At 69.5% G+C, this 22,314-nt stretch carries 19 protein-coding genes; 6 read left to right on the plus strand and 13 right to left on the minus strand.

The window, feature by feature from the left end; translation table 11 throughout:
* Positions 1–197 precede the first annotated feature (197 nt).
* Entirely contained in the window at positions 198–998 is an 801-nt protein-coding gene (locus tag AC1RU4_RS23125) for an SDR family NAD(P)-dependent oxidoreductase (protein ID WP_492893651.1), read from the plus strand.
* A 32-nt stretch (positions 999–1,030) separates the two neighbouring features.
* On the opposite strand, the gene AC1RU4_RS23130 is transcribed toward AC1RU4_RS23125, so the two are convergent.
* The 6 genes from AC1RU4_RS23130 to AC1RU4_RS23155 all read right to left on the minus strand — a co-directional run bounded on the left by AC1RU4_RS23130 (position 1,031) and on the right by AC1RU4_RS23155 (position 10,404).
* Positions 1,031–5,323, minus strand: a complete 4,293-nt coding sequence (locus AC1RU4_RS23130) for a translocation/assembly module TamB domain-containing protein (protein ID WP_492893653.1) — start codon at positions 5,321–5,323, stop codon at positions 1,031–1,033.
* Positions 5,323–7,371 (minus strand): autotransporter assembly complex protein TamA, encoded by a 2,049-nt coding sequence (locus AC1RU4_RS23135; RefSeq protein ID WP_492893655.1) that lies wholly within the window; start codon positions 7,369–7,371, stop codon positions 5,323–5,325. Before AC1RU4_RS23135 ends, AC1RU4_RS23130 begins: the two co-directional genes overlap by 1 nt.
* Before the next feature lie 226 nt (positions 7,372–7,597).
* Entirely contained in the window at positions 7,598–8,239 is a 642-nt protein-coding gene (parA, locus tag AC1RU4_RS23140; RefSeq protein ID WP_492893657.1) for a ParA family partition ATPase, read from the minus strand.
* Between the two features lie 88 nt (positions 8,240–8,327).
* A complete protein-coding gene (locus AC1RU4_RS23145) occupies positions 8,328–9,026 on the minus strand; it encodes a L,D-transpeptidase (protein ID WP_492893659.1) in 699 nt (232 codons plus the stop codon).
* A 137-nt stretch (positions 9,027–9,163) separates the two neighbouring features.
* Positions 9,164–9,784 (minus strand): flavin reductase family protein, encoded by a 621-nt coding sequence (locus AC1RU4_RS23150; protein ID WP_492893661.1) that lies wholly within the window; start codon positions 9,782–9,784, stop codon positions 9,164–9,166.
* An 8-nt stretch (positions 9,785–9,792) separates the two neighbouring features.
* Positions 9,793–10,404, minus strand: a complete 612-nt coding sequence (locus AC1RU4_RS23155; protein ID WP_492893663.1) for a nitroreductase family protein — start codon at positions 10,402–10,404, stop codon at positions 9,793–9,795.
* Between the two features lie 241 nt (positions 10,405–10,645).
* Here AC1RU4_RS23155 and AC1RU4_RS23160 point away from each other — a divergent pair, with 241 nt between their 5' ends.
* Together AC1RU4_RS23160 and AC1RU4_RS23165 are read left to right on the plus strand one after the other, a co-directional pair.
* A complete protein-coding gene (locus AC1RU4_RS23160; protein ID WP_492893665.1) occupies positions 10,646–11,806 on the plus strand; it encodes an RgsD C-terminal domain-containing protein in 1,161 nt (386 codons plus the stop codon).
* 95 nt (positions 11,807–11,901) lie between these two features.
* A complete protein-coding gene (locus tag AC1RU4_RS23165) occupies positions 11,902–13,032 on the plus strand; it encodes a DUF2336 domain-containing protein (RefSeq protein ID WP_492893667.1) in 1,131 nt (376 codons plus the stop codon).
* Positions 13,033–13,045: 13 nt separating this feature from the next.
* Here the strand turns inward: AC1RU4_RS23165 and AC1RU4_RS23170 are convergent, their stop codons facing one another.
* On the minus strand, positions 13,046–13,867 hold the full coding sequence (locus AC1RU4_RS23170) for an NAD kinase (RefSeq protein ID WP_492893669.1): 822 nt from the start codon (positions 13,865–13,867) through the stop codon (positions 13,046–13,048).
* A gap of 32 nt (positions 13,868–13,899) precedes the next feature.
* Here AC1RU4_RS23170 and cutA point away from each other — a divergent pair, with 32 nt between their 5' ends.
* Positions 13,900–14,229, plus strand: a complete 330-nt coding sequence (gene cutA / locus AC1RU4_RS23175; protein WP_492893671.1) for a divalent-cation tolerance protein CutA — start codon at positions 13,900–13,902, stop codon at positions 14,227–14,229.
* Positions 14,230–14,287: 58 nt separating this feature from the next.
* Here the strand turns inward: cutA and AC1RU4_RS23180 are convergent, their stop codons facing one another.
* From AC1RU4_RS23180 to AC1RU4_RS23205, 6 genes are all read right to left on the minus strand, one after another.
* The gene (locus AC1RU4_RS23180; protein WP_492893673.1) at positions 14,288–14,539 is read right to left on the minus strand and encodes a DUF3297 family protein; all 252 of its coding nucleotides are present in this window, start codon (positions 14,537–14,539) and stop codon (positions 14,288–14,290) included.
* A gap of 128 nt (positions 14,540–14,667) precedes the next feature.
* Positions 14,668–15,666, minus strand: coding sequence for an MBL fold metallo-hydrolase (locus tag AC1RU4_RS23185; RefSeq protein ID WP_492893675.1), 999 nt, complete (start codon positions 15,664–15,666; stop codon positions 14,668–14,670).
* 157 nt (positions 15,667–15,823) lie between these two features.
* Entirely contained in the window at positions 15,824–16,621 is a 798-nt protein-coding gene (locus AC1RU4_RS23190) for an ABC transporter permease (protein WP_492893677.1), read from the minus strand.
* Positions 16,622–16,877: 256 nt separating this feature from the next.
* Positions 16,878–17,915 (minus strand): ABC transporter permease subunit, encoded by a 1,038-nt coding sequence (locus AC1RU4_RS23195; protein ID WP_492893679.1) that lies wholly within the window; start codon positions 17,913–17,915, stop codon positions 16,878–16,880.
* On the minus strand, positions 17,908–18,984 hold the full coding sequence (locus AC1RU4_RS23200) for an ABC transporter ATP-binding protein (protein ID WP_492893681.1): 1,077 nt from the start codon (positions 18,982–18,984) through the stop codon (positions 17,908–17,910). The genes AC1RU4_RS23195 and AC1RU4_RS23200 overlap by 8 nt, the downstream gene beginning before the upstream one ends.
* A gap of 139 nt (positions 18,985–19,123) precedes the next feature.
* Positions 19,124–20,248, minus strand: a complete 1,125-nt coding sequence (locus tag AC1RU4_RS23205; protein ID WP_492893683.1) for an extracellular solute-binding protein — start codon at positions 20,246–20,248, stop codon at positions 19,124–19,126.
* Between the two features lie 418 nt (positions 20,249–20,666).
* On the opposite strand from AC1RU4_RS23205, the gene AC1RU4_RS23210 reads away from it, so the two are divergent.
* Both AC1RU4_RS23210 and AC1RU4_RS23215 read left to right on the plus strand, forming a co-directional pair.
* Positions 20,667–21,401 carry a TerC family protein gene (locus AC1RU4_RS23210; protein WP_492893685.1) on the plus strand — a complete coding sequence of 245 codons (735 nt, stop codon included), beginning with the start codon at positions 20,667–20,669 and terminating at the stop codon, positions 21,399–21,401.
* A 152-nt stretch (positions 21,402–21,553) separates the two neighbouring features.
* On the plus strand, positions 21,554–22,252 hold the full coding sequence (locus AC1RU4_RS23215; protein ID WP_492893687.1) for a sulfite oxidase-like oxidoreductase: 699 nt from the start codon (positions 21,554–21,556) through the stop codon (positions 22,250–22,252).
* The last annotated feature ends 62 nt before the right edge of the window (positions 22,253–22,314 follow it).

Here is a 22,314-nt window from a genome sequence, read left to right on the forward strand (position 1 = left end):
CCGTTGCGTCGTGGGCCGTTGCGTCGCGAGGAGCCGGGTGACGTTTATACGCACCGCATGACGCGCCGGATCGTCGGCCTTTTCGCATTGCAGACCCGCACGTCGCGAGCCATGGCCGGCTTGTCAATTATTCATGATGATCATACTGTAAATGCCCGACGACGGCGGCGAACCGCCGATATTTACGAGGTTCCATCATGTCCACTGCTTCCGAACTCGGCACCGCGCTCGTCACCGGAGCCTCCTCCGGCATCGGCAAGACCTATGCCGAACAGCTGGCCCGGCGCGGCTACGACCTGCTGCTCGTCGCCCGCGATGCCGGACGGCTCGACGCGCTGGCGCAGAGCCTGACCGCCGCCACCGGACGTCAGGTCGAGGTGCTGCCGGCCGATCTCGGCCAGACCGCCGATGTCGAGCGGGTCGCAACCCGGATCGCGGACGACGTGGCGATCACCCTGCTGGTCAACAATGCCGGCATGGGCACCGAGCGCGGCGTGGTCGGCGTCGATCCCGCGCCCACCATGGCGATGGTCCAGCTCAATGTGGCGGCGCTGACCCGGCTGTCGCTGGCGGCGGTGACCGCCTTCAGCCGGCGTGGCAAGGGCACGCTGGTCAACATCGCCTCGGTGGTCGCCTTCATGCCGGATGCGTTTCCCGGCGCCTATTCGGCAACCAAGGCCTATGTGCTGGCGCTGACCCGCTCGCTGCACAACGAACTCAAGGACGGGCCGGTGAAGGTGCAGGCGGTGCTGCCCGGCTTGACGCGCACCGAGTTCTTCGACCGCGCCGGGCTTGATGCCTCCCAGCTCCCGGCAAACATGGTCATGTCGGCCGACGACCTCGTCGCCGCGGCGCTGGTGGGGCTCGATATCGGCGAGGTGATCACCATCCCGTCGCTCCGCGACCTCGGAAAATGGGAGGCGCTGGAAGAAGTGCGGCTGGCAATGATGCCCGAGCTGTCGCTGGACAGCCCGGCCGACCGCTACCGGGCGGCCTGAGAGCCGAGTAATTCCCGATCAGCAGCGGGCGATCAGTAATCCCACTGCGCGCCGATGCCCACCTCCGCCGAGCCGTCGGCGGCGGTGGCGCCCTGCAGGCGGATGTTCTTGGTGACGTCGACATCGACCGTCACCTTGCTGGAATTGGCGCTCGTGCCCTGCCGCACGCCCAGATAGATGTTGTCGTTGAGCCGCCGGCCGATGCCGACCTGCCCGCCGGTGCCGGCGGCATCGGTGCCGACCTCGAGGCTGTCGACGCCGAGCGAGCGGCGCACGTCGTTCAGCACGCCGGCGCCGCCGGAGAACTGCGCGATGGCCTGGGCCACCTGCAGCGTCTGCCCGGAGGAGAGCTGGCCGGCCGAGCGGCCGAACAGCAGGCGCGAAATCACCTCGTCCTGCGGCAGGGTAGGGGTCGAGGTGAAGTCGACCTCCGGCGCCGAGGCCGGGCCGGAGACCATGATGCGGGCGGCGACGTCGCTGGTGCTGGTCTCGGCGACGAAGTCGAGCTCCGGATCGGTGGTGCCGGTGAAGGTGACCCGGCCGCGGGTGAAGGAAAGCCGGCGCCCGACGAAATCGAAATTGCCGCGCCGCATCTCGAAGCCGCCCAGTGCTACCGGCGCCGCCGTCGTGCCGCGCAGCTGGATGTCGCCGCCGAGTTCGGCCTCGATGCCCATGCCGCGCACGAACACGTTGTTCGGCGCCGAAATGGTGAGGTCGAGCGGGATGCCGGCATCGGCGGGGCGCGGGGTGCGGCGTGCGGCACGGGGGACGCCGGGCACCGAGCGCTTGCCGGCATTGACGTGGCGGACATTGAGATTCTGCACCCCGCCCGGCAGCCGGTCGGGAATGTTGACGTCCAGCGCCCGCACCACCATGCGGCCGGTGACGCGCGGATTGTTGAGGAACGCGCCTTCCACCGACACCCGTCCCTCGGCGACAAGGCGCATCAGCTCGCTGTTCACCAGCTGGGCATTGGCCATGTCGACATCGATCCGTCCTGGAAATCCGGCGGCGGGGTCGAGGTTTACGCTGCCGCGCCCGGTCAGGCCACCGCCATTCGGGGTGCGGGCGGAGAGCGAGGTCAGGGTCACGCTGCGCTGGGTGCCGGTGAGCACCGCATTGATGTTGTCGAGGCTGATGCCGTTCAGGCTGTCGTCATAGCGTCCGCCGGTAATGCGGATGGTGCCGCCGGCATTGGGGGCGCTCGCGGTGCCGGTCACCGTCATATCGATGGCGGCATTGCCGAGCACCCGCGCGCCGGTGGTGGCCAGCATCGGGTTGAGGATGCCGAGATCGACCCCGCCGCGAATGGCGAGATCAAGCGCTCCGGCACCCAGCGGCACTGAGCCGTTGATGTTAAGTGACTGAAGATACTGGCCTTTGATATCCGCACGAACGGTGGCGCGGCCACCGGCGAGGTCGCCGCGGGCATTGATGTCGAACGGCCCGGCACCGGAGCGCGCGACATCCGGCGTCGACAGCCGGGTCACCGTGAGCTGATAGCTGCCGGTGGGCGCTGCCGGGGTGCCGGTGATGCGGGCATTGCCGGCCAGCGTGCCGGACAGGTTCAGTCCGGGTGAGGCGAACTCGGCGAGCGAGAGTGGGATCGCGCGCAAATCCGCTGTCAGATCAAGGCGTTCGCCGGCGCTTCCCGACACCGTGGCGGTGCCGCCGCCGGCATTGAGGGCGAGGCGATCGATGGTCAGCGTACCGGCGGAATAGGTGAGATTGGCCGGCGCCGTCGTCGCCACCGTCATATTGTCCCGCGTGGCGCTCAGGCGGTCGAGCCGCAGCCGGGCGCCGTCGCCCTGCCGGCTCAGCCGGCCGGCGGCGCGCAGGGCGGTATTCTGCACCGTCGCCTCGACGGCGAGGTCGGTGCCCGCCGCATTTCCATTGCCACGAATGGTCGCGGTTTCAATGGCTTGGCCGGAGATGTTCGCACCGCGCAGCTCCGCGGTGCCATCGAGCGAGGGCACGCCCATCGGGTCGATGACGGTGGCGTCGATGCGCGCCATGGTCACGGACTGGCCGGCCGCGGCCAGCCGGTCGGCACTCGCCTTCACCGTCACGCGCTGGCGATTGTCGGCGATATCGAGCACCACGTCGGCATTCAGGCTGCCCTTCAGCTCCGTGAGCACCAGCGGCGAAATATCGGCGAGGTCGGGGGCGGCAACGGTAAGGCGGCCGGTGGCGAGGTCGGCCCCGGTGAGGGTGACATCGCCGGTGACGCGCGCCGATCCGATAGCGATATCAAGGTCTTGAACGCGATACTCGTCGTTCGGCGCGCTGGCGAAGGCGCCGCTGCCGGTGGCCGGACGGCCGGCGATTGTGCCGGCAAGGCGGAAGCCGGCGCGTGGGTCGCCGGTGATGTCCTCGGCAGTGAAATCGAGGCTAAGCCCTTGAATCGGCTTGCCCATCGCCGTCCCGGAGGGGATGGAGACGCGGGCGGTGGCCTTCAAGTTCTCCAGCGTGCCGGAAAAGGCACCCTGCGCCTCCACGGCGCCGGTCAGGCGCTTGTCGATGCGGGCGAGGTCGGCAAGGTTCAGCGTCGCCGACAGATTGGCGGCCGCGGTATCGATGCTGCCATCCACCGTGAAGGCGAGCCCATCGGCAAGCATCTTCAAGTTATTGATTGAAATGGCATTTTCACCGGAGCGCGACAGGCCGCCGGTGAGCGTCGTCACCTTGCCGAAGAAGCCGTCGACGGCCGGGAGCCCGGTCGACACGTTCTGCGTGCGCCCGTCCAGCGTCAGTGCCAGCCGGCTGAGATCGCCGCTGGCATCGATGCCGATATCGAACCGCGCCTCGCCCGCCAGCGAGCGTTCGACAAGCGGGGACAGGGTCGCGAGGTCGAGCCGCTCGACGGTCAGCCTGCCGTCGATATCGGCCCGATCGGCCTGTCCGGCGAAGCGTGCAGTCAGACCGGTGAGGTGTACGGTGAGCCCGGTCAGGCGCGATAGTGCAGGCGCGTTGGCCGGCACCAGGCCGGTCGCCTCGAAGCGCGCGGTCGAGCCCAGCGCGGCGGCGACATCCGGCTCGGTGGCGGAGAGGCCCTGCGCCTCGCCGGTGGCGGTCACGGCGAGGTTGCCCTGCGCGTCCGGCTTCGTGGTGGCGTCGAGCGTCACGCTGCCCGTGCCGTAGCCGGCACCCGACAGGCCCGCCGTCACGACATGGGCGTCGACGGCCGGGGCGGCGATGTTGCCCTTCACCGTGCCTTCGAGCGTGCCGGACTGCCAGCCGATCCCCGGCGCCAGCGCCGTGAAGCGGGAATTGTCCGCCACACGGGCCTGGAAGGCGAGGTCGGCAATGTTGCCGTTGAGATCGAAGCCGCCATTGACCGAGCCGCCGAAGCCGGCCGCCCGCACGCTGCTGCTTTCGATGGCGAGGCGGTTGTCGGCATCGAGGGTGGCGGAGGCGGCGAGCTCGGTGCGGCCCTCGAATAGCGGGGCGAGATCGGCGGGCAATAGCGGGGCGATGTCGGCATCGATGGCGAAGGTGATCCGGTGGCCCTGCGGCACGGCGCGGATGCCGGCGGCCCCCGACGCCTCGGCGACATTCCCCGCCTTCAGCTCCAGCTTTCCGTCCCACTGGTCGAACGTGCCGCTGCCCTTCAGCGCGGCGGTGAGTTCCGGCAGCCCGTCCATGCCGGCGGCGCGGGCGATGAGGCCGCCGGCCGGCTCCTGCGCCGAGATGTCGAGATCGAGCCGGCGGCTCTCCGGCGCGTAGGCGGCGGTGCCGGCGACGCGGCCGGGGGCGTCGCGGCGCTCCAGCGTGAAATCGAGCGAGACGGCGCGGGTCGCCGCCGAGAGGTCGGCGGAGGCGGCGAAGGCGAGCGAGGCGGTATGGCCCAGCACCGGCTCGGCCAGGGCGATGTCGTCGACGGCGAGGCGCCGGACCCGCACCGGCAGCAGCGGGATGCCGGAGGAGGAGGCATCGGCCGGCGGCGATCCGGCCGGCGGCGGCTCCGGCAAAGGCGGCGGCAGCGGGCGGCGCAGCACCTCGACCCTGGCGGCTTCCAGCGTCGCGATGTCGACGGTGCGGTTCAGGAGCGCGAGCGGGTGCCAGACCAGGCGGGCGTCGGAGACGGTGGCGAACGGCCCTTCGCTGTCGGCCAGCGTCACCTGGGCGATGCCCATGTCGGAGGGCACGAAGCCGCTGATGCCTTCGATGGTGACGGTCAGCCCCGGCGAGGAGGCGAGCGAGGAGGCGAGGCGGGCCAGCATCGCCTTGCCCGGCCCGGTCTGGATGGCGCCGAAGGCGGCGAGCGCCAGCGCGACCAGGCCGAGCAGCGCAACGCCGAGATAGATGAATATCCGTCCCACCATCAGAAGGATTGCCCCAGGCTGACATAGATGCCGAACGTGCCGTCGTCCGGTCCCGGATTGAGCGGGAAGGCGACGTCGAGGCGCACCGGACCGATGCCGGTGTAGTAGCGAAGGCCGATGCCGGCGGAATATCTCATCTCATCGAAGTCCGGCGCTTCGGAGGCGAAGGCCGAGCCCATGTCGAGGAACGGCACCACGCCGATCGTGTCGGTGATCTTGATGCGGGCCTCGAACGACGCCTCGAAATAGGAGCGGCCGCCGATGATGATGCCGTCCTCGTTGCGCGGCGAGGCGGACTGGTACTCGTAGCCGCGCAGCGAGCCGCCGCCGCCGACATAGAAGCGCCGCTGCGGCGGGATGTCGGTGAGATCGGCGCCGAACACGCTGCCCGCCGCCACGCGGCCGGCCAGGATGTAGCGCTTGGCCTCGTCCAGCGCGTAATAAGTGGAGAACTTGGCATCGAGCAGGGTCGAGCCGACCGGCGCGTCGCCGAGCTGGGCGAAGGGCTCCACCGTGCCGGTGAAGCGGATGCCCCTGGAGGGATCCAGCCGGTTGTCGGTGCTGTCGTAGTTGAACTCCACCGGCACGCCGGCGATGAAATAATCGTTGGTGCCGGTGGTGTCCTCCACCCGCGATTCCTCGAGGTCGGCGCTGACCTGCAGCGACATCTGGTCGTTGAAGCGGTGGCGCACGCCGGCGAGCAGGGTGACCGCCTCGCGCACATAGGCGTTGGTCACCTCACGCAGCACCGCCGCCTGGACGATGAGATCGTCCTGCGCGGTGTAGATGCCCGGTTTCATGAACGACGCCTGCAGCTTGTAGCCGAACGGGTCGGCGTCCGGCACCGCCTCCGACTTCTCGCCGAACCACGACACCTGCGCGTCGAGGCGCAGCGTCTCGCTGCCGCCCCACAGGTTGCGGGCGCCCCAGAAGCCGTTGATCGCCGAGCCGTCGGTGGAGGAATAGGTGGCGGAGAAGCCGATATAATGCGGCTTGCGGGCGGTGACCTCGATGGCGACCGGCAGCGAGCCGTCCGGGTCGAGCCGGTCGGCCTCGATCACGCGCACGCTGGCAATGGCTTCATATTCCAGCAGCCGGCGGCGCAGCCGGTTCAGCCGCTCCGGCGAATAGGGCGTGCCGGGGGCGATCTCGATGCGCTTCTCGATGAAGCCGGGGGTGAGGAAATCGGCGCCCGACACGGTGAAGCGGCCGAAGGTGGCGGCCGGGCCGGGGGCGACGAAGAAGGTGACGTCGAGCTGGCGGGTGGCGTGGTCGGCGACCACGTCCTTGTCGACCACGCGGGCGAAGGGATGGCCAGCCATGCGCCAGTGATTGGTCAGCGCGGTCTCGGTGCGCACCACGGCGGTGGCGAGCGCCGGCTCGCCGGGGGAGAGGCCGAGGCTGGCGAGGCTCGGCGCGTCGGCCAGCGGGCGCCGGGTCGCGGCGTCGACGATGGCGATGCGGCCGAAATGGAACAGTGGGCCGGGATCGACGGTGACCCCCACCGGCACCGGGCCGCGCTTGCGCGCCGCCTCGACGATGTCGAAGATGTTCGGCGCGTCGGGCGCGTTGCCGGACACCGTGATGCGGATATTGCTGCCGTAATAGCCGAGCGAATAGAGCGCGGCATTGATCGCCGGGCCGTCCGAGAGGGCGCGGCGGATGAGGCCGGCGGCGCCGGCCGGCGGGCGCGCCTTCAGCCGCTCCAGGTTGGAGGCGTCCTCGACGGCATTGCGCACGTCGCGCTCGGACGATTTCACGTCGATGGTGACGGTATAGGGCGTGGCGTCGATGGTCGGCGGCTCGCGCGCGGCGATGCGCGAGGGGTTGAACAGGTCGAGAATCGGCCCGAGCAGGCCCGATTGCGGCGCCTCGTTGACCGGCTGGGTGGCGGGCGTCGACGAGGACGGCGGCGTCTGGCCGCCGGTCTGGGCGCCGGTCTGGGCGCTCTGGGCGAGGGCGGAGGCCGGGGCCGCCAGCAGCAGCGCGAGCAGCAGCGCCGCTCCCCGCCTTCTCCGCCGTCCCATCGCCAAGCCGTTCAACGCCACCGTCAACACCCGTCGTAGCTGGGCCCGGTTGCCTTGCTGCGGCACCGGGCGGCCCGTGCGGGGCCTTACCTCTTCCGAGGGCAAACTAGAGGCTCATGGTGAACAATGGCTTGCCGCGCGGTCACCCTTTCCTGATTGCCGGCTCTGTCCGCGCGCGTCAACCGCGGCGGGACATTTTGCCGGGCGGCCGGCCGGCGTCGCGGTAGCGGGAGAGGTGCCGGCCGGGTCAGCCGCCGATGATGCGGCGGATCTCGGCGGCCAGCGCCTCGATCTCCAGCGCGCCCTTGGAGCCGGGCGCGGTTTCCTGGATGGTGCGGCCCTCGCCCATGGAGGCGGCGAAGGCGACGCGGTTGCCGAGCCTGGTTTCCGCCGCCGGATGGCCGAGGGCGCGGATCGCCTCGCTGATCTCCTGCGTCAGCGCGACGCGGGAGAGGGCGCGGTTGATCACCAGCAGCGAGGGGGTGCCTTCCTTGGCGATCATCTCCAGCGTGGCGCTGGTCGCCCACAGGTCGACCGGGGTCGGCTGCACCGGCACGGCGACGAGGCTCGCCGCCTCGATGGCGGGGCGGGATTCGATGTCGGATTTCGGCGGGGTGTCGATGACGACGACGTCGTAGTCGCGGGCGAGGCTGCGCGCCTCGCGCCGGGCGCCCCAGCCGGAAGCGGTGCGGAAATCGAGGCCGGTGCCGTCCTCGCCGAGGCTCTCCTCGCGTTTCTCGAACCACTCGCCGAGGCTGCCCTGCGGGTCGCAGTCGAGCACGGCCACCCGTCCGCCGGCGAGCGACAGCGCGATGGCGAGATGGGCGGCGAGCGTGGTCTTGCCCGAGCCGCCCTTCTGCTGGGCGATGGTGATGATATGGCCGGCCATGGTCCGCGTGCCCCCCGGTCGCGACTGGTTACCGGACCAAGGGTTGCACCGCACCCGAGCGGCGGCAACCCTTAATCTTCATGCGTCGTCAGGCCTGGGCGCCGGCGCCGAGCACGACGACCTTGGTGCCGACCGGGACGCGGCTGTAGAGGTCGATGGCGTCCTGGTTGATCATGCGGATGCAGCCGGACGAGACGTTGGTGCCGATGGTGGCCGGCTCCAGCGTGCCATGGATGCGGTAGAGCGTGTCCTTGTTGTTCTGCCACAGGTACATGGCGCGGGCGCCGAGCGGGTTGGACACGCCGCCGGCGACGCCGATGCCGCTCTGCAGCTTGCTGAGCTGCGGCTTGATGTCGGGGCGGCGGGCGATCATCTCCATCGGCGGATACCAGTCCGGCCATTCCTGCTTGGAATTGATCGTCGCGGTGCCGGACCAGCCGAAGCCTTCCTTGCCGACGCCGACGCCGTAGCGGATCGCCGTGCCGCCGGGCTGCACCAGATAGAGGAAGTGCTCGCGCGGATCGATGACGATGGTGCCGGGCTCGTACTTGCCGCTATAGGGCACCTGCCGGCGCAGATAGACCGGATTGACGCTCGACGTGTCGAAGGCGTTGACCGGAAAGCGGTCGGCCACCGGTCCGTAGGTCGGCGAGGCGGCATAGGACATCGCCGGCAGCGATATCTCCGGGGCGCTCGCCGTGGTGGTGCTCTTGCACCCGGCGAGAGCGAGCGAAAGTCCGGCCATGGACAGGCCGGAAAGAAGAACGCGACGATCGATGGACGGCATGGCCCGCTAGTCTCCCGCACAGAACGCCAGAATGGCCGGCGCCTTGCTCCCCACGGATGCACGAATCGCAACGGCCTTGTGACGGATACGTTGCGGTACGCGTATTAACGAAACGTTTGCCATAAAAGTTCAGGACTTCAGGCAGACGTGAACGATTGCCCGCCCGGACGGGCGAGCGAGTGGACGTCCTCGACCGCGGCATAGTCGAAATAGCCGCAGCGGGCGAGCGAATGCAGCCTCTCGGTGCGCAGCAGCCCGTTGTCGATGAACGCCTCGTCGATATGTATGCCGACGATCTCGCCGAATACCAGCACATTGCCGGTGGGGATGCCATCGCGGCCGGCGAGCTCGCGGGCTTCCACCAGCACGCATTCGAGCGCGCAAGGCGCGCGCGCGACGCGCGGCGGCTTCACCAGGAGGCTGGGCGCGCGCTCCAGCCCGGCGAGATCGAACTCGCTCGCATCCGGCGGCAGCACCGCCGAGGTGAGGTTGACCTCGCCCATCAGCTCGCGGGTGGCGAGGTTGCAGACGAACTCGCCGGTCTCGACGATGTTGCGCACCGTGTCCTTCACGCCGGAGGAGGAGAACATCACGATGTCGGGGTTCTCGCTCACCAGGTTGAAGAAGGAATAGGGGGCGAGATTGGCGATGCCCGCCGGCGACAGGCTGGAGATCCAGCCGATCGGCCTCGGCGCCACGATGGCCTTGAGCGGATTGTGCGGCAGGCCGTGGTTGCGGCGCGAGGGCTCGTAGAACATGGCGCCCTCTAGAAGCGGGTGACGATGTCGGCGAGCGCCGGGCGCGGGCGGTCCTCCTGCGGGCGGGCCAGCGTGCCGATATGCACGAAGCCGACGATGCGCTGGTCCGCCGCCAGGCCGAGCGCGGCGCGCACGCGGGCGTCATAAGCGTACCATTCGGTGAGCCAGGTCGCGACATAGCCGAGCGCATTGGCGGCCAGCACCAGCAGCGTGCAGGCGGCGGCACCGGACATGAGCTGCTCCCATTCCGGGATCTTCACATGCGCGCCGGCCTTGGACACCACCGCGATGACCAGCGGCGCGCGCGACAGCCGCGTGCGCTCGATGGCGACCCGGTCGGCATCGGCCTCGGGGTTGTCGGCGGCGAACGCCCTGGCGATGGCGGCACCCGCCCGGTCCCTCGCGTCGCCCTCGAAGACGATGAAATGCCACGGGGCGAGCTTGCCGTGGTCCGGCACCCGCGAGGCGATGGCGAGCATCTCGTCGATCTCGCTGGCGTTCGGGCCGGGGGCGACGATGTCGAAGATCTTCGGGCTCTTGCGGGTCTTGAGCAGCGTCAGCGCATCGGTGGCGGAAGCGGCGGCGGACGTGGCGGCGGAAGCCGTAGGGGCGGAAGTCATGCGATGGTTCCTGTTCCTCCCCTGCGCCTAGCACGGGGCGGGACGACGGGCCAGCGCCGGACCCGCAGGCGTCGCGCAAACGAACGTGACCGGGGCGGCCGGCCGGCGGCGCCGATGGATGTCGCGCCCCGCGAGGCCGGCGCGCCGCCGCTGCGGCGGTGCCGGGGGAGGGGGGCGGCGGCCGGGCGGGCGCGGTTTTAGAGGACTTGAATTTGCCCTTGTTCGCGGGCACGAAGACACCATGCTGCTGACATCGCCCTGCTTCGCCAAAGGCTTGCTTCCGCGCCGCTTCCCCGCGCGGCGCGGCGCGGCGTCCCGCCCCTTCGCGTCCCGCCTCGGCGGCGCCTTCGCGGTGCTGTGCCTGTCGGCGCCATCCGGTTTCGCGGCGATGGCGGGGGCCGACGGCGACGTCTCGATCATCTCCTCCGGCTCGCTGGCGCAGGGATCGCTGGCGCAGGGATCGCTGGCGCAGGCCATGCCCTTTGCCGGCACCCCGCCGCCGGCCGGCACCCTGCCGAAGCGGACGACGGCGCCGGCGGCTCCCGCCCAGGTCCCGGCCGCCAAGGGCGTCGCCGACCCGCACACCATCCTGCCGCAGCCGCCGGCCGGCAAGGCGGCGATCGGCATGAGCGCGCGTTTCGGCTCGAACCTGCCGCAGATCCCGCGCGGCCTGGTCTGGCGGATATTCGACGACCGGCCGGAAGCGTCCGGCGCCTATCCGCTGGTGGCGGAGGCGGCCGAGCCGGCACCGGTGTTCTTCCTGTCGCCGGGCGGCTATGTGGTGCACGTGTCCTACGGGCTCGCCAGCGTCGCCCGCCGCATCGTGATCGGCGAGGATTCGCGGCGCGAGCAGCTGACCATTCCCGCCGGCGCGGTGAAGCTGCAGAGCGATGTCGGCGACAAGCTGCTGCCGGCCTCCAAGGTCAGCTACGACATTTTCGAGGGCAGCTTCCTGCAGGGCCGTGCCGCCAGCCGGCCCTTCTATCGCGGCGCGGCGCCGGGCGACCTCGTGGTGCTGCCGGCCGGCGACTATTACGTCGTCTCCACCTATGGCGAGGGCAATGCGGTGCTGCAGGCCGACGTGGCGGTGCAGCCGGGCAAGGTGACCGACGCCACGCTGCATCACCGCGCCGCCGAGATCACGCTGCAGCTGGTGGCGCAGGCCGGCGGCACGCCGCTGGCCAACACCCAATGGTCGGTGCTGACGCCGGGCGGCGATTCGATCAAGGAATCGGCGGCGCCGACCCCGGCCTTCGTGCTGGCGGAAGGCGAATACACCGCGCTGGTGCGTTATGACGGCAAGACCTTCACCAAGACCTTCACCGTGGAGACCGGCCAGGACACCAAGGTGGACGTGATGGTGGGCGAGCAGGCGGCCGCCCCCGAGGGCAGCGGCGACTGAGATGGGCCGGCGGGGCCCGCGTCCCGGCTTATGGTCAACGGTTTCTTAAGCGCGGCATGATCAACTCTCCTCCGGTCGGGCGGATGGAGGCGGGCATGATCGTGCGTCAGTATCTCCTCTGGGCGAAGTCGGCGCCCGACGAGGCCCGCGTCCGGGCGCTCGGCGCGCTGGCCCAGGCCTATGTCCGCGACGACCTCGACCTCGTCGACCGGCTCGGCTTCGAGGCGGCGCTGCCGATGCTGGCGCAGGATCCGTGCCCGGCGGCGCGGCTCGCCCTCGCCGAAGCGCTGAGCCGGCATCCGCTGGTGCCCGCCGACCTGGTGCAGATCCTCGCCGGGCTCGACGGCGAGCCGGGGCTGGTCATGCTGGCCCGCTCGCCGGTGCTGAACGAGCGCGAGCTGATCGAATTCGCCGAGACCGGCGACGCCGTCCGCCGCGCCGCCATTGCCGGGCGTCCCCGGCTGAGCGCGCCGGTGGCGGCGGCGCTGGCCGAGATCGCCGACGCGGCTGAGTGCCTGCGGCTCGTTTCCAATCCCGGCGCCGACGTGCCGGGCTTCGCGCTCGGCCGCATCGTCGCCCGCCATGGCCAGGTGCCGGCGCTGCGCGAGGCGCTGCTCGCCCGCCGCGACCTGCCGGCCGGGGCGCATCAGGCGCTGATCCGCGCGGTGGCCGGTGTGCTCTCGGCCTTCGTGGTGGAACGCGCCTGGCTGGACGAGGGCGAGGCGGCGCGGGTGCGGCAGGAGGCCTGCGACCGCGCCACCATCGCCCTGGCCGGCGGACGGCCGGGGCCGGAGCTGCGCGCGCTGGCCGAGCACCTGCACCGGCAGGGCGAGCTTACCCCGACGCTGGCGCTGAGGGCGCTGCTCTCCGGCCAGATGCGGCTGTTCCTGGAGGCGGTGTCGGCGCTGTCCGGCCTGCCGACCGACCGGGTGGCGGCGCTGGCGGCCGACCGCAGCGGTAACGCCTTCCGCACGCTCTACGACCGCATCGGCCTGCCGCGCGGCGCCTATGTCGCCTTCCGCACCGCGCTGCACCTGGTGCAGAAGGAACCCTATCTCGACGACGAGGACGCCGCCGTGGGGCTGAAGCGCCGCATCGTCGAGACGGTGCTCGACCAATATGCGGCGCTGGGCGCGATGTCCGGCAACCCGGTGGTCGCGCTGCTGCAGCGCTGGCGCACCGAGGCGGCGGCCGACGAGGGGCACGGACGCACGCTGGCGGCGTGAGGCCGGCCGGCCTTCAGAACTCGAACTGCTCGCGCAGGATGCGTTCCTCGATCGAATGGTCGCGGTCGACCAGCATGGTGAGCGTCGAGGAGCGGTCGAGCCGGGCGCGCACCGCCACCACGTTCAGCACCTGGAAATGATCGGCGGTGGCGTTGACCGGCCGCTTGTCGGATTCCAGCACCGCGATGTCGATGCGGGCGCGGTCCGGCACCAGCGCGCCGCGCCAGCGGCGGGGGCGGAAGGCGGAGATCGGGGTCAGCGCCAGCAGCGGCGTGCCGATCGGCAGGATCGGCCCCTGGGCGGAGAGGTTGTAGGCGGTGGACCCGGCCGGGGTGGCCACCAGCACGCCGTCGCAGACCAGCTCCTCCATGCGCATGGTGCCGTCGATGGAGATGCGCAGCTTGGAGGCCTGGTAGGACTGGCGGATCAGCGACACCTCGTTGATCGCCGGGGCACGGTGGGTGCGGCCATTGACGTCGGTCGCCTCCATCAGCAGCGGGTGGATGACCACGCGCTGGGCGGCGGCGATGCGCTCGGGCAGCTTCTCCTGCCGGAAGCTGTTCATCAGGAAGCCGACCGAGCCGCGATTCATGCCGTAGATCGGCATGCCGGTATCGCGGAAGCGGTGCAGCGTCTGCAGCATGAAGCCGTCGCCGCCGAGCGCGACCACGACGTCGGCATCCTCCGGCGCGACATGGCCGTAGATGGCGATGAGCTCGCTGCGGGAGCGGGCGGCCTCCGGCGTATCGCTCGCGACGAAGGCGATTCGGCCATATGCTGCCGCTTCGGAAGCGTCCGCGTCGAAAGAGGGGGCTGGGCGGGCGGCTTCGTTCATGCGGGACGGCCCGATGCGCGGGGGAAACGGGAATGCAGCCGGATATCGGCACGGTGATGGTCTATACGACATGGCCCGGCCTCGTCGAGGCCGAGGCGGCCGGACGCGCCATCGTCGCCGACGGACTGGCGGCCTGCGTCAACATTCTGCCGGGCATGGTGTCGATCTGCCGCTGGCACGGCGAGATCGAGCGGGCGGAGGAGGTGGTGATGATCTTCCAGACCCGCGCCGACCTCGCCGCCCCGGTGGCGCAGGCGGTGCGCGCCCGCCATCCCTTCGAGACGCCGGCGGTGCTGGTGCTGAGGGTGGCCGGCGGGGACCCGGACTATCTCGACTGGATCGAGATGGAGACGGACGAATAGCGGCGCGGACAGGGGCGGCGCCCGCCCGGTCGCGGTGCCGCCGGTGGGGCGGCCGCGTTCAGCCTTCGGCGGGGGCGTCGCGCAGATAGGCCTCGACCGTGCCCTTGAGCTTTACCGTCATCGGGTTGCCGGCGCGGTCCTTGGCCTTGCCGACCGAGACGCGCACCCAGCCCTCGCTGACGCAATATTCCTCGACATTGGTCTTCTCGACACCCTTGAAGCGGATGCCGACGCCGCGCGCCAGCAGCTCCTCATCGTAGAAGGGGCTGGTCGGGTCGCTGGAAAGGCGGTCGGGCAGGGTGTCGGTCATGATGTCCTCGGCGGATCGGTAAGGCGCGAGACATAGCCTCGCGCTGCCGGCCTGCCAAGCAGGGAGGCACTAGCGCTGCCGCGCCGGGCTCCCGAGCCGGCTCGGGTCTTGACGTCGGCGGCGGCCGGCTACAGCAGCGGGGTCCAGGCGACCGGCACCACGCGGTAGCCGGCGCCCTGCTTCTCGACGAAGCCGGTGGCCGGGAAGGCATAGTGATAGCCGGCGATCTGCATGCGCTCGGCGGCCACCATGTCGTAGACCTTGCGGCGGGTCTCGATGGCCCTGGCCGGGTCCATGTCGTACATCACCTCCCATTCCGGGTTCACCGCGAACAGCGCCGGATTGTTGGTGGTGTCGGACTGCACGAACAGCTTGCCGGTGCCCGAGGCGACGACGAAGGCGGTGTGGCCGGGCGTGTGGCCGGGCGCGCCGACGGCGGTGATGCCGGAGACGACCTCCTTGTCCCAGGCATAGGGCTTCACCCGGCTGTCGATGTCCTTGAACACCTTGCGGACATTGGCGAAGGCGCCCTTGCGGCCTTCCGGCGCCCGGCTCATCTCGCCCTCGTCCATCCAGTAGGCCCATTCGACCTCGGGCACGAGGATTTCGGCATTGGGGAAGGCGAGGGCGCCGTCGGTGGCACGCAGGCCGTTGATGTGGTCGCCGTGGAAATGCGAGATCACCACCGTGCCGATATCCGACGGCTTCACGCCGGCCCAGCCGAGATTGGCGATGAGCTTGCCGACCGTCGAATTGCCGGCCTGCGGGCCGTTGCCGGTGTCGATCAGCACCAGCTTGCCGCCGGTATTGATCAGCAGCGGATTGAACTGGTTGGTGATCTGGTCCTTCGGCAGGAAGGCGGCGGCGAGCGCGGCGTTGACCTCGTCGCGGCTGGCATTGCGCACGAAATTGTCCGGGAGCGGGCCGACGCGGGCGCCGTCATTCACCACGGTGACCTCCATGTCGCCGATCCTGTAGCGATAGAAGCCGGGCGCCTGCTGGCCGGGGCCGGCCTGGGCGCTCGCCGGAGTGGCAACGAGGCCCGTGGTCATGGCGGCTCCGGTGGCGGCGAGGGCGGGGAAGGCCGCGGCGGCGGTGAGCGCATCGCGGCGGGAAAGAATCGTCATGGCGGGCTCCATGGCTGTGCCGCGCATCGGCGCGCGGCGCGGCGGAAAGCTAGAGCGCCCGTGTCGCTGCGTCATGGCGGCCGGGTTCAATTTCGGGTGAGAGGCCGCATCCTGCATGCTCCATCCAGCATGGGATGCGCCGGCCGTGCCGACGCTCTCACCGCTTCTTACGGCTGCTCAGCAGCACATAGGCGGTGGCTGCCAGAAGGGTGAGCACCACGAAGATGACGCCGACCACGTTGATGACCGGCGACAGCCCGAAGCGCAGGCGCGAGGCGATCTCCGTCACCAGCGTCCATTCGCCGCCGATGGCGAAGACGGTGGTGTTGTAGTTCTCGAAGGACTGCAGGAACGCGACCACCGCGGCGGTGAAGGCGGTGGGGGCGAGGAAGGGCAGGGTAATGCGGCGGAACACCAGCACGTGGCTGGCGCCGAGGTCGAGCGCCGCCTCCTCCAGCGTGCGGTCCTGCCGCTGCAGCCGGGCGAGGAACAGCAGCATGGCATAGGAGGCGATGAAGCTCGACTGCGCCATCACCGCCACGAACAGCCCGCCCGGCACGCCGAACTCGCGCCAGAAGATCAGGCTCGATATGCCGAGGATGATGCCCGGCGTGAGCACCGGCGAGACCAGCACCGAATAGAGCACGGTGCCGGAGCGCTCGCCGAGCCGCGTCAGGATCAGCGCGCCGGCGAGCCCGGCCGGGATCGACACCGCGATGACGCCGGCCGCCACGGCTACCGAGTTGATCAGCCCCTGGATGATGCGCTGGTCATGGGCGAGCGCCACGAACCATTGCAGCGTGAAGCCGCGCCACTGGGTGACGGAGGGATAGTCGAAGGAGTTGAACGCCGCCGCCGACATCACCGCCAGCGGCAGGAACAGGTAGAGGCAGAACAGGCCGATATAGACGTTCAGGATCAGCCGGGCGCCGGCGCCCTCGGTGGCGGTGCTCATGGGAGGGCTCCGGCGGGAGTGTCGTTGCTTCCGGGAACGACGCGGCCTCCTCTCCCCGACGGGGAGAGGGCTGGGGTGAGGGGGCTCCACGGCTCTGCAACCGTGCCACACCTCACCGACCCGTGGAGCCTGTCCTCGGGCTCGCCATAGGCGAGACCCGTGGGCGGGCCACCTCTCCCCGACGGGGAGAGGGAAAGAAGGAGCACGTGCGGATAGCCGTTCCGTAGGCGTGAGCGGAATGGGGCGCAGGCCGTGCTCATTTGGCGATGTCCCGCAGCCCGACGCCGAACAGGCGCATCATGATCAGGATGAAGGCTGTGCAGACCACCAGCAGCGACACCGCGTAGGCCGAGCCCATGTTCCAGTTGTTGCTCTCGAAGAACTGCCGGTAGACCAGCTGCGAGAACCAGTCGCCGCCCTGCCCGCGCGTCATGATCGCCGGCACCGAATAGGAGCCGGCCGACAGCATGAAGGTCATGATGCAGCCGACCGCGATGCCGGGCTTGGCGTGCGGGATGATGACGCGCCGGTGAATGCGAAGCGATGACGCGCCGAGGTCGCGGGCGGCCTCGATCTGGTTGCGGTCCAGCGTCTCCAGCGTGTTCACCATCGGGAACACCATGAACAGGACATAGGTGTAGATCATCGCCAGGAACACCGCGGACGGGTTCTCCAGGAAGGGGATCCAGCCGCGATTGTCGAGATCGACGATGCCGAGCCAGCCGAGCACGCCGTTGATGACGCCGCGATAGTCGAGGATCATCAGCCAGGCATAGACGCGCAGCAATTCGTTGATCGCATAGGGCACGATCAGCGCCACGGTGAGGATCACCGCCTTGCGCGGCCCGCTCGCCAGCGCCACCACATAGGCGACTGGGTAGCAGACGACGAGCGCCAGCGCGGTGACCATCAGCGCGTAGATGATGGTGCGGATGAAGATGTAGAAATGCAGCCCGCTCATGCGGGTGAAATTGTCGAGGCCGTAGGTCTTGGGCGGGTTGGTCTCCTTCGCCTCCAGCGCGGTGGCCTCCGCCTGCTTCTGCGCGATCTGGGCGTCGAGCGCCGCCTGCTTGGCTGGGTCGGTCTCGGCGTTGCGGTCGAGCTGGATCATCGACATGTCGTTGTAGAGACGGTCGATGGTGAGCGAGATGTCGCCCTTGGAGTCGCGCCACCACAGCGCCTGCTCGACCATGGCGCCGAGCGGCACCAGGATCAGCACTAGGATCCACACCGTGGCGAGGATGATGAGGAAGCCGCCGAGGCCGCGGCCATAGGCGCGGATGACGCTACCCATTGGCGAGCGCTCCCTCGGCATAGACGAGCGCGTCCTCGCGGTCGAAGCCGAGCACGAGATCGGACGGCAGCTCGCGCATCGCCGGGCCGTTCGGCATGGTGACCATTAGGGTCTGGCCGGCGGCGACGCATTCGAGATTGACCGAGGGACCTTCGAGATGCCGGGCCTTCAGCGTCGCCGGGATGCTGTTCTCGCGGGTGGCGCCCAGCGTCATCCGCTCCGGCCGCACCATGACCAGCACCGGGGCGCCGATGGCGGGCGCGCCGACCTCGCGGCCCTCGATGGGACCGAATGGCGTGTCGATGCTGGCGGCGCCGTTGGAGATCCGGCGCAGCGTGCCGCGCATCACGTTCTGCTCGCCGACGAAGGTGGCGACGAAGGGCGTGGCGGGATCGGCATAGAGCGTGTCCGGCGCCGCCACCTGCTCGAGGCGGCCGCGGCTCATCACCGCCACCCGGTCCGACATGGCGAGCGCCTCGCCCTGGTCGTGGGTGATGTAGATGAAGGTGATGCCGACGCGCTTCTGGATGGCGCGCAGCTCGGCGCGCATGTGCTGGCGCAGCTTGAGGTCGAGCGCCGAGAGCGGCTCGTCGAGCAGCAGCACCGAGGGCTCCACCGCCAGCGCACGGGCGATGGCGACGCGCTGGCGCTGGCCGCCGGAAAGGTCGGCCGGCTTCTTGTCGCCATAGCCACCGAGCGCCACCAGTTCGAGAAGCTCCTGGGCGCGCTTCAGCCGCTCGGCCCTGGCGACGCCGCGCGCCTCCAGCCCGAAGGCGACGTTCTCGGCGACGCTCATGAGCGGGAACAGCGCCAGGTTCTGGAAGATGAGGGCGGTGGGGCGCTCGTTGGGCCCCTTGCCGGCCATGTCCTCGCCGCCGATCAGCACCCGGCCGATGGTCGGCTCGATGAAGCCGGAGACCGTGCGCAGGATGGTGGTCTTGCCGCAGCCGGACGGGCCGAGGATGGAGAAGAATTCGCCGGCCTCGATGGTGAGGTCCAGCGGCTGCACGGCGACGGCGTCGCCGAACCGGATGGAGACCTTGTCGAGACGTACGTCCTTGCCGCGCATGGGCCGATCCAGACCGGAGGATGGGGCGCCGGCGCCACGCCGTCGTGGAGAGCCGACGTAAGGGGCAGGGGTCCCCGGGGCGCGCCCGGGGACGAAGTGCCGGCGAGGCGGGCGCCGCGTCGGCGATCGTGCGGGGCGATCAGCTGTTGGTCAGCTTCTCGACGAACTCGCCGCGCAGCTTGGCGTAGAAGTCGGTCTGCATCGGCCACCAGAACAGGTTGTCGATGGTGCCGGCCGGATAGGCCGCCTCGAAGGCCGAGCGGGATTCCTCGGAGAGATACTTCTCGGCGCCGGTGGCGCAGGAATTGTAGCCGGTGGTGTTGGCGAACCGGGCGCCGACTTCCGGCTGGTAGAGGAAGTTGGCGAGCGCGTAGGCCTGCTCGACATTGGCGGCGCCGGCCGGGATGGCCATGGTGTCGGTCCAGGCGAGGCCGCCTTCCTTCGGCATGCCGTAGCTCCACTTCTTGTCGGTCTTGCGGTGGAGCAGGATGCCGGTGGTGTCCCAGGTCTGGCCGATGGTGCAGCCGGCATCGGTGAAGGCGGCGGTCGCCTCGGTGGCGTTGTTCCAGAAGGCGCCGATATTGCCCTTGTGGGCGGCAATGTATTTCAGCACGCCTTCGAACACGCGGCGGGCGTCGGCTTCCGACTTGTAGAGGTCGAGGCCGCGGTTCGACGGCACGGTGCCGTTGGCGTCGAGATAGAGCGCGACGCCGTTGAACACCGACTTCTGGCGGATGGCGGTCTGCTTGGGGAAGCCGGCCAGCCACATGTCGCCATAGGAGATCTCACCCGACTTCTTGTCGAACTTGGTCGAGTCCCAGGTCACGCCCTCGGTGCCCCAGTCGAACGGCACGAGATAGCGCTTGCCGCGATAGGCGGCGCCGAGCGACAGCGAGTTGCGGTAGATCGAGGGGATGACCTGCGCCGCCTTGAACTTGGCTTCGTCGATCGGCTGCAGCAGGTTGTCCTTGTAGTAGTTCGGGCCGGTGTCGACCGAGGGGAACAGGAGGTCGAAGCCCTTGCCGCCGGCGGCGCGCAGCTTGTTCTCGGCTTCCTCGTTGGAGCCGTAGGTCGACAGGTTCACCTTGACGCCGGTGGCGTTGGTGAAGTCGGCGAGCACGGTGTTCTTGTCGAAGTAATCGCCCCAGGCGTACACGTCGACGGAACCGGACGTGGCGAGCGCATCGTGGGCGCGCAGCACCACCGGAGCGGCGAGGGCGAAGGCGCCGGCCTTCATCATGTCACGGCGGGAAAAGCGGGTCATGTTGTCCTCCCATTGCCCAGCGGGGCGAGTGCGGATCGCTCTAGTGGCGGGCCATGAACGGACGATGACACGCGGCCTGCAACCGCGAAAGCCGACGTCGCACCGCGACAGGGCGGTTGTCGCTTCCGTTCAACCCCTTCACGCGGTTGTGCGGCCCCGCCGGCGGTGACCGGGTGGGTGCGACAATCTGTCAGCCGGGAGGATGGTGGCGAGGAGCGGGCGGCACACTAGATTGCGCTCACCCCGATGATCCGGGCCCCTCTGACGCGAGCCGAGCCGGCGTTCGCGTGATGTCGGATCGCTTTCCGACGTCGCGCCGGCTATGAGGCTGTGTCCACCCATGAAAATTTTACCGTCGCATGCTGCATCCGGTTACGGTCGTCGCGCGTTGATGCGCGTTGCGGGAGAGGAGTGACCGATGGAATACCTCATGCAGCTCGTCGCCGACCCCGCGGTCTGGGCGGCGCTGATCACGCTGATCGCCATGGAAGTGGTGCTCGGCATCGACAATCTCCTGTTCATCTCGATCCTGACCAACAAGCTGCCGGAGACCATCCGCCCGCGTGCCCGGCGCATCGGCATCGGCCTCGCGCTGGTGATGCGGCTCGGCCTGCTGTCGACGGTGGCGTTCATCGTGCAGCTGACCACGCCGATCTTCACCCTGTTCGACCATGCCTTCTCCTGGCGCGACCTGATCCTGATCGGCGGCGGCCTGTTCCTGGTGTGGAAGGCCACCAAGGAAATCCACCACAGCATGGAGCCGCATGACGAGACCGAGGCCGGCGTCGGCAAGGTGCTCGACATCACCTTCAGCGCGGCGATCGTGCAGATCCTGATTCTCGACCTGGTGTTCTCGATCGACAGCATCATCACCGCCGTCGGCATGACCGACCACATCCCGATCATGGTCGTGGCGGTGATCGTGGCGGTGCTGACCATGCTGCTGGCGGCGGGGCCGCTCGCCAACTTCATCGGCCGCAACCCTTCCATCGTCATGCTGGCGCTGGGCTTCCTGCTGCTGATCGGCACCACGCTGATCGCCGAGGGCTTTGGGGCGCATGTGCCGAAGGGCTACATCTACACAGCGATGGCGTTCTCGGCGGCGGTCGAGGGGCTGAACATGCTGTCGCGCAAGCGCCGGCCCCAGCACTGAGCCACCTCACTGCATCAACACCGGGCGGCGGGCTTCGGCCCGCCGTTTTCATGTGTGCGGCGCCGGGTACGGGCGTGCGAAGCGCGAAGGCGCCGCAGTGCGGCAATGCTATGATCGGCCCGACCACGCCGGAGATAGCCGAGGAGATCCGCATGACCGACGACGAGGTGCCGCTGCTGCCGGACGAGGCGGCCGGCCAGCTTCCCGCCGATAGCAAGCTCACCCGCTCCAAGCGCAGCTGGGCGCAGAGCGGCAAGTTCCTCACCGGCCGCGTCGCCCGGCCGGAATCCGACCGCCTGCCGCCCGGCCAGCGCCTGGTACGCGACTGGCCGGTGCTCGATCTCGGCCTGCAGCCCGACATTCCGCTCGACCATTGGCGCTTCGACGTGACCGGCGCGGTGGAGAACCCGGTGTCCTGGAACTGGGCGGAGTTCCTTGCCCAGAAGCAGACGCGCGAGGTGACCGACATCCATTGCGTCACCACCTGGTCGCGCTACGACAATGGCTGGGAGGGCGTGTCGACCCGCGACCTCATGGACGCGGTAATGCCGAAGGCGGAGGCGCGCTACGTGCTGCTGCACTCCTATGACGGTTACAGCACCAATATGGCGCTGGAGGATTTCGCCGCCCCCGATGCGCTGCTCGTCCATAGCTGGGAGGGCAGGAGGCTGACCCGCGAGCATGGCGGGCCGATGCGCCTGGTGGTGCCGCATCTGTATTTCTGGAAAAGCGCCAAATGGCTGCAGCGGATCGAGTTCCGCCCCGCCGACAAGCGCGGCTTCTGGGAGGAGAACGGCTATCACAACCACGCCGACCCGTGGAAGGAGGAGCGCTATTCCGCCGACGAGTGAGCCGGCTAATGGAGTGGCGGCCTGAAAATGCGCAAACGGGCGCGGAGGAGGTCTCCGCGCCC

Source organism: Ancylobacter sp. GW821-FHT10E12 (genome assembly GCF_058809335.1).

Excerpts from the sequence above, each read along its gene's own strand:
- AC1RU4_RS23185 (WP_492893675.1), bottom strand. The coding sequence starts at position 15,666 with ATGACGATTCTTTCCCGCCGCGATGCGCTCACCGCCGCCGCGGCCTTC.
- parA (WP_492893657.1), bottom strand. The coding sequence starts at position 8,239 with ATGGCCGGCCATATCATCACCATCGCCCAGCAGAAGGGCGGCTCGGGC.
- AC1RU4_RS23195 (WP_492893679.1), bottom strand. The coding sequence starts at position 17,915 with ATGGGTAGCGTCATCCGCGCCTATGGCCGCGGCCTCGGCGGCTTCCTC.
- AC1RU4_RS23160 (WP_492893665.1), top strand. The coding sequence starts at position 10,646 with ATGCTGCTGACATCGCCCTGCTTCGCCAAAGGCTTGCTTCCGCGCCGC.
- cutA (WP_492893671.1), top strand. The coding sequence starts at position 13,900 with ATGCAGCCGGATATCGGCACGGTGATGGTCTATACGACATGGCCCGGC.
- AC1RU4_RS23205 (WP_492893683.1), bottom strand. The coding sequence starts at position 20,248 with ATGACCCGCTTTTCCCGCCGTGACATGATGAAGGCCGGCGCCTTCGCC.
- AC1RU4_RS23190 (WP_492893677.1), bottom strand. The coding sequence starts at position 16,621 with ATGAGCACCGCCACCGAGGGCGCCGGCGCCCGGCTGATCCTGAACGTC.
- AC1RU4_RS23150 (WP_492893661.1), bottom strand. The coding sequence starts at position 9,784 with ATGTTCTACGAGCCCTCGCGCCGCAACCACGGCCTGCCGCACAATCCG.
- AC1RU4_RS23215 (WP_492893687.1), top strand. The coding sequence starts at position 21,554 with ATGACCGACGACGAGGTGCCGCTGCTGCCGGACGAGGCGGCCGGCCAG.
- AC1RU4_RS23125 (WP_492893651.1), top strand. The coding sequence starts at position 198 with ATGTCCACTGCTTCCGAACTCGGCACCGCGCTCGTCACCGGAGCCTCC.
- AC1RU4_RS23130 (WP_492893653.1), bottom strand. The coding sequence starts at position 5,323 with ATGGTGGGACGGATATTCATCTATCTCGGCGTTGCGCTGCTCGGCCTG.
- AC1RU4_RS23155 (WP_492893663.1), bottom strand. The coding sequence starts at position 10,404 with ATGACTTCCGCCCCTACGGCTTCCGCCGCCACGTCCGCCGCCGCTTCC.
- AC1RU4_RS23170 (WP_492893669.1), bottom strand. The coding sequence starts at position 13,867 with ATGAACGAAGCCGCCCGCCCAGCCCCCTCTTTCGACGCGGACGCTTCC.
- AC1RU4_RS23210 (WP_492893685.1), top strand. The coding sequence starts at position 20,667 with ATGGAATACCTCATGCAGCTCGTCGCCGACCCCGCGGTCTGGGCGGCG.
- AC1RU4_RS23145 (WP_492893659.1), bottom strand. The coding sequence starts at position 9,026 with ATGCCGTCCATCGATCGTCGCGTTCTTCTTTCCGGCCTGTCCATGGCC.
- AC1RU4_RS23165 (WP_492893667.1), top strand. The coding sequence starts at position 11,902 with ATGATCGTGCGTCAGTATCTCCTCTGGGCGAAGTCGGCGCCCGACGAG.
- AC1RU4_RS23200 (WP_492893681.1), bottom strand. The coding sequence starts at position 18,984 with ATGCGCGGCAAGGACGTACGTCTCGACAAGGTCTCCATCCGGTTCGGC.
- AC1RU4_RS23180 (WP_492893673.1), bottom strand. The coding sequence starts at position 14,539 with ATGACCGACACCCTGCCCGACCGCCTTTCCAGCGACCCGACCAGCCCC.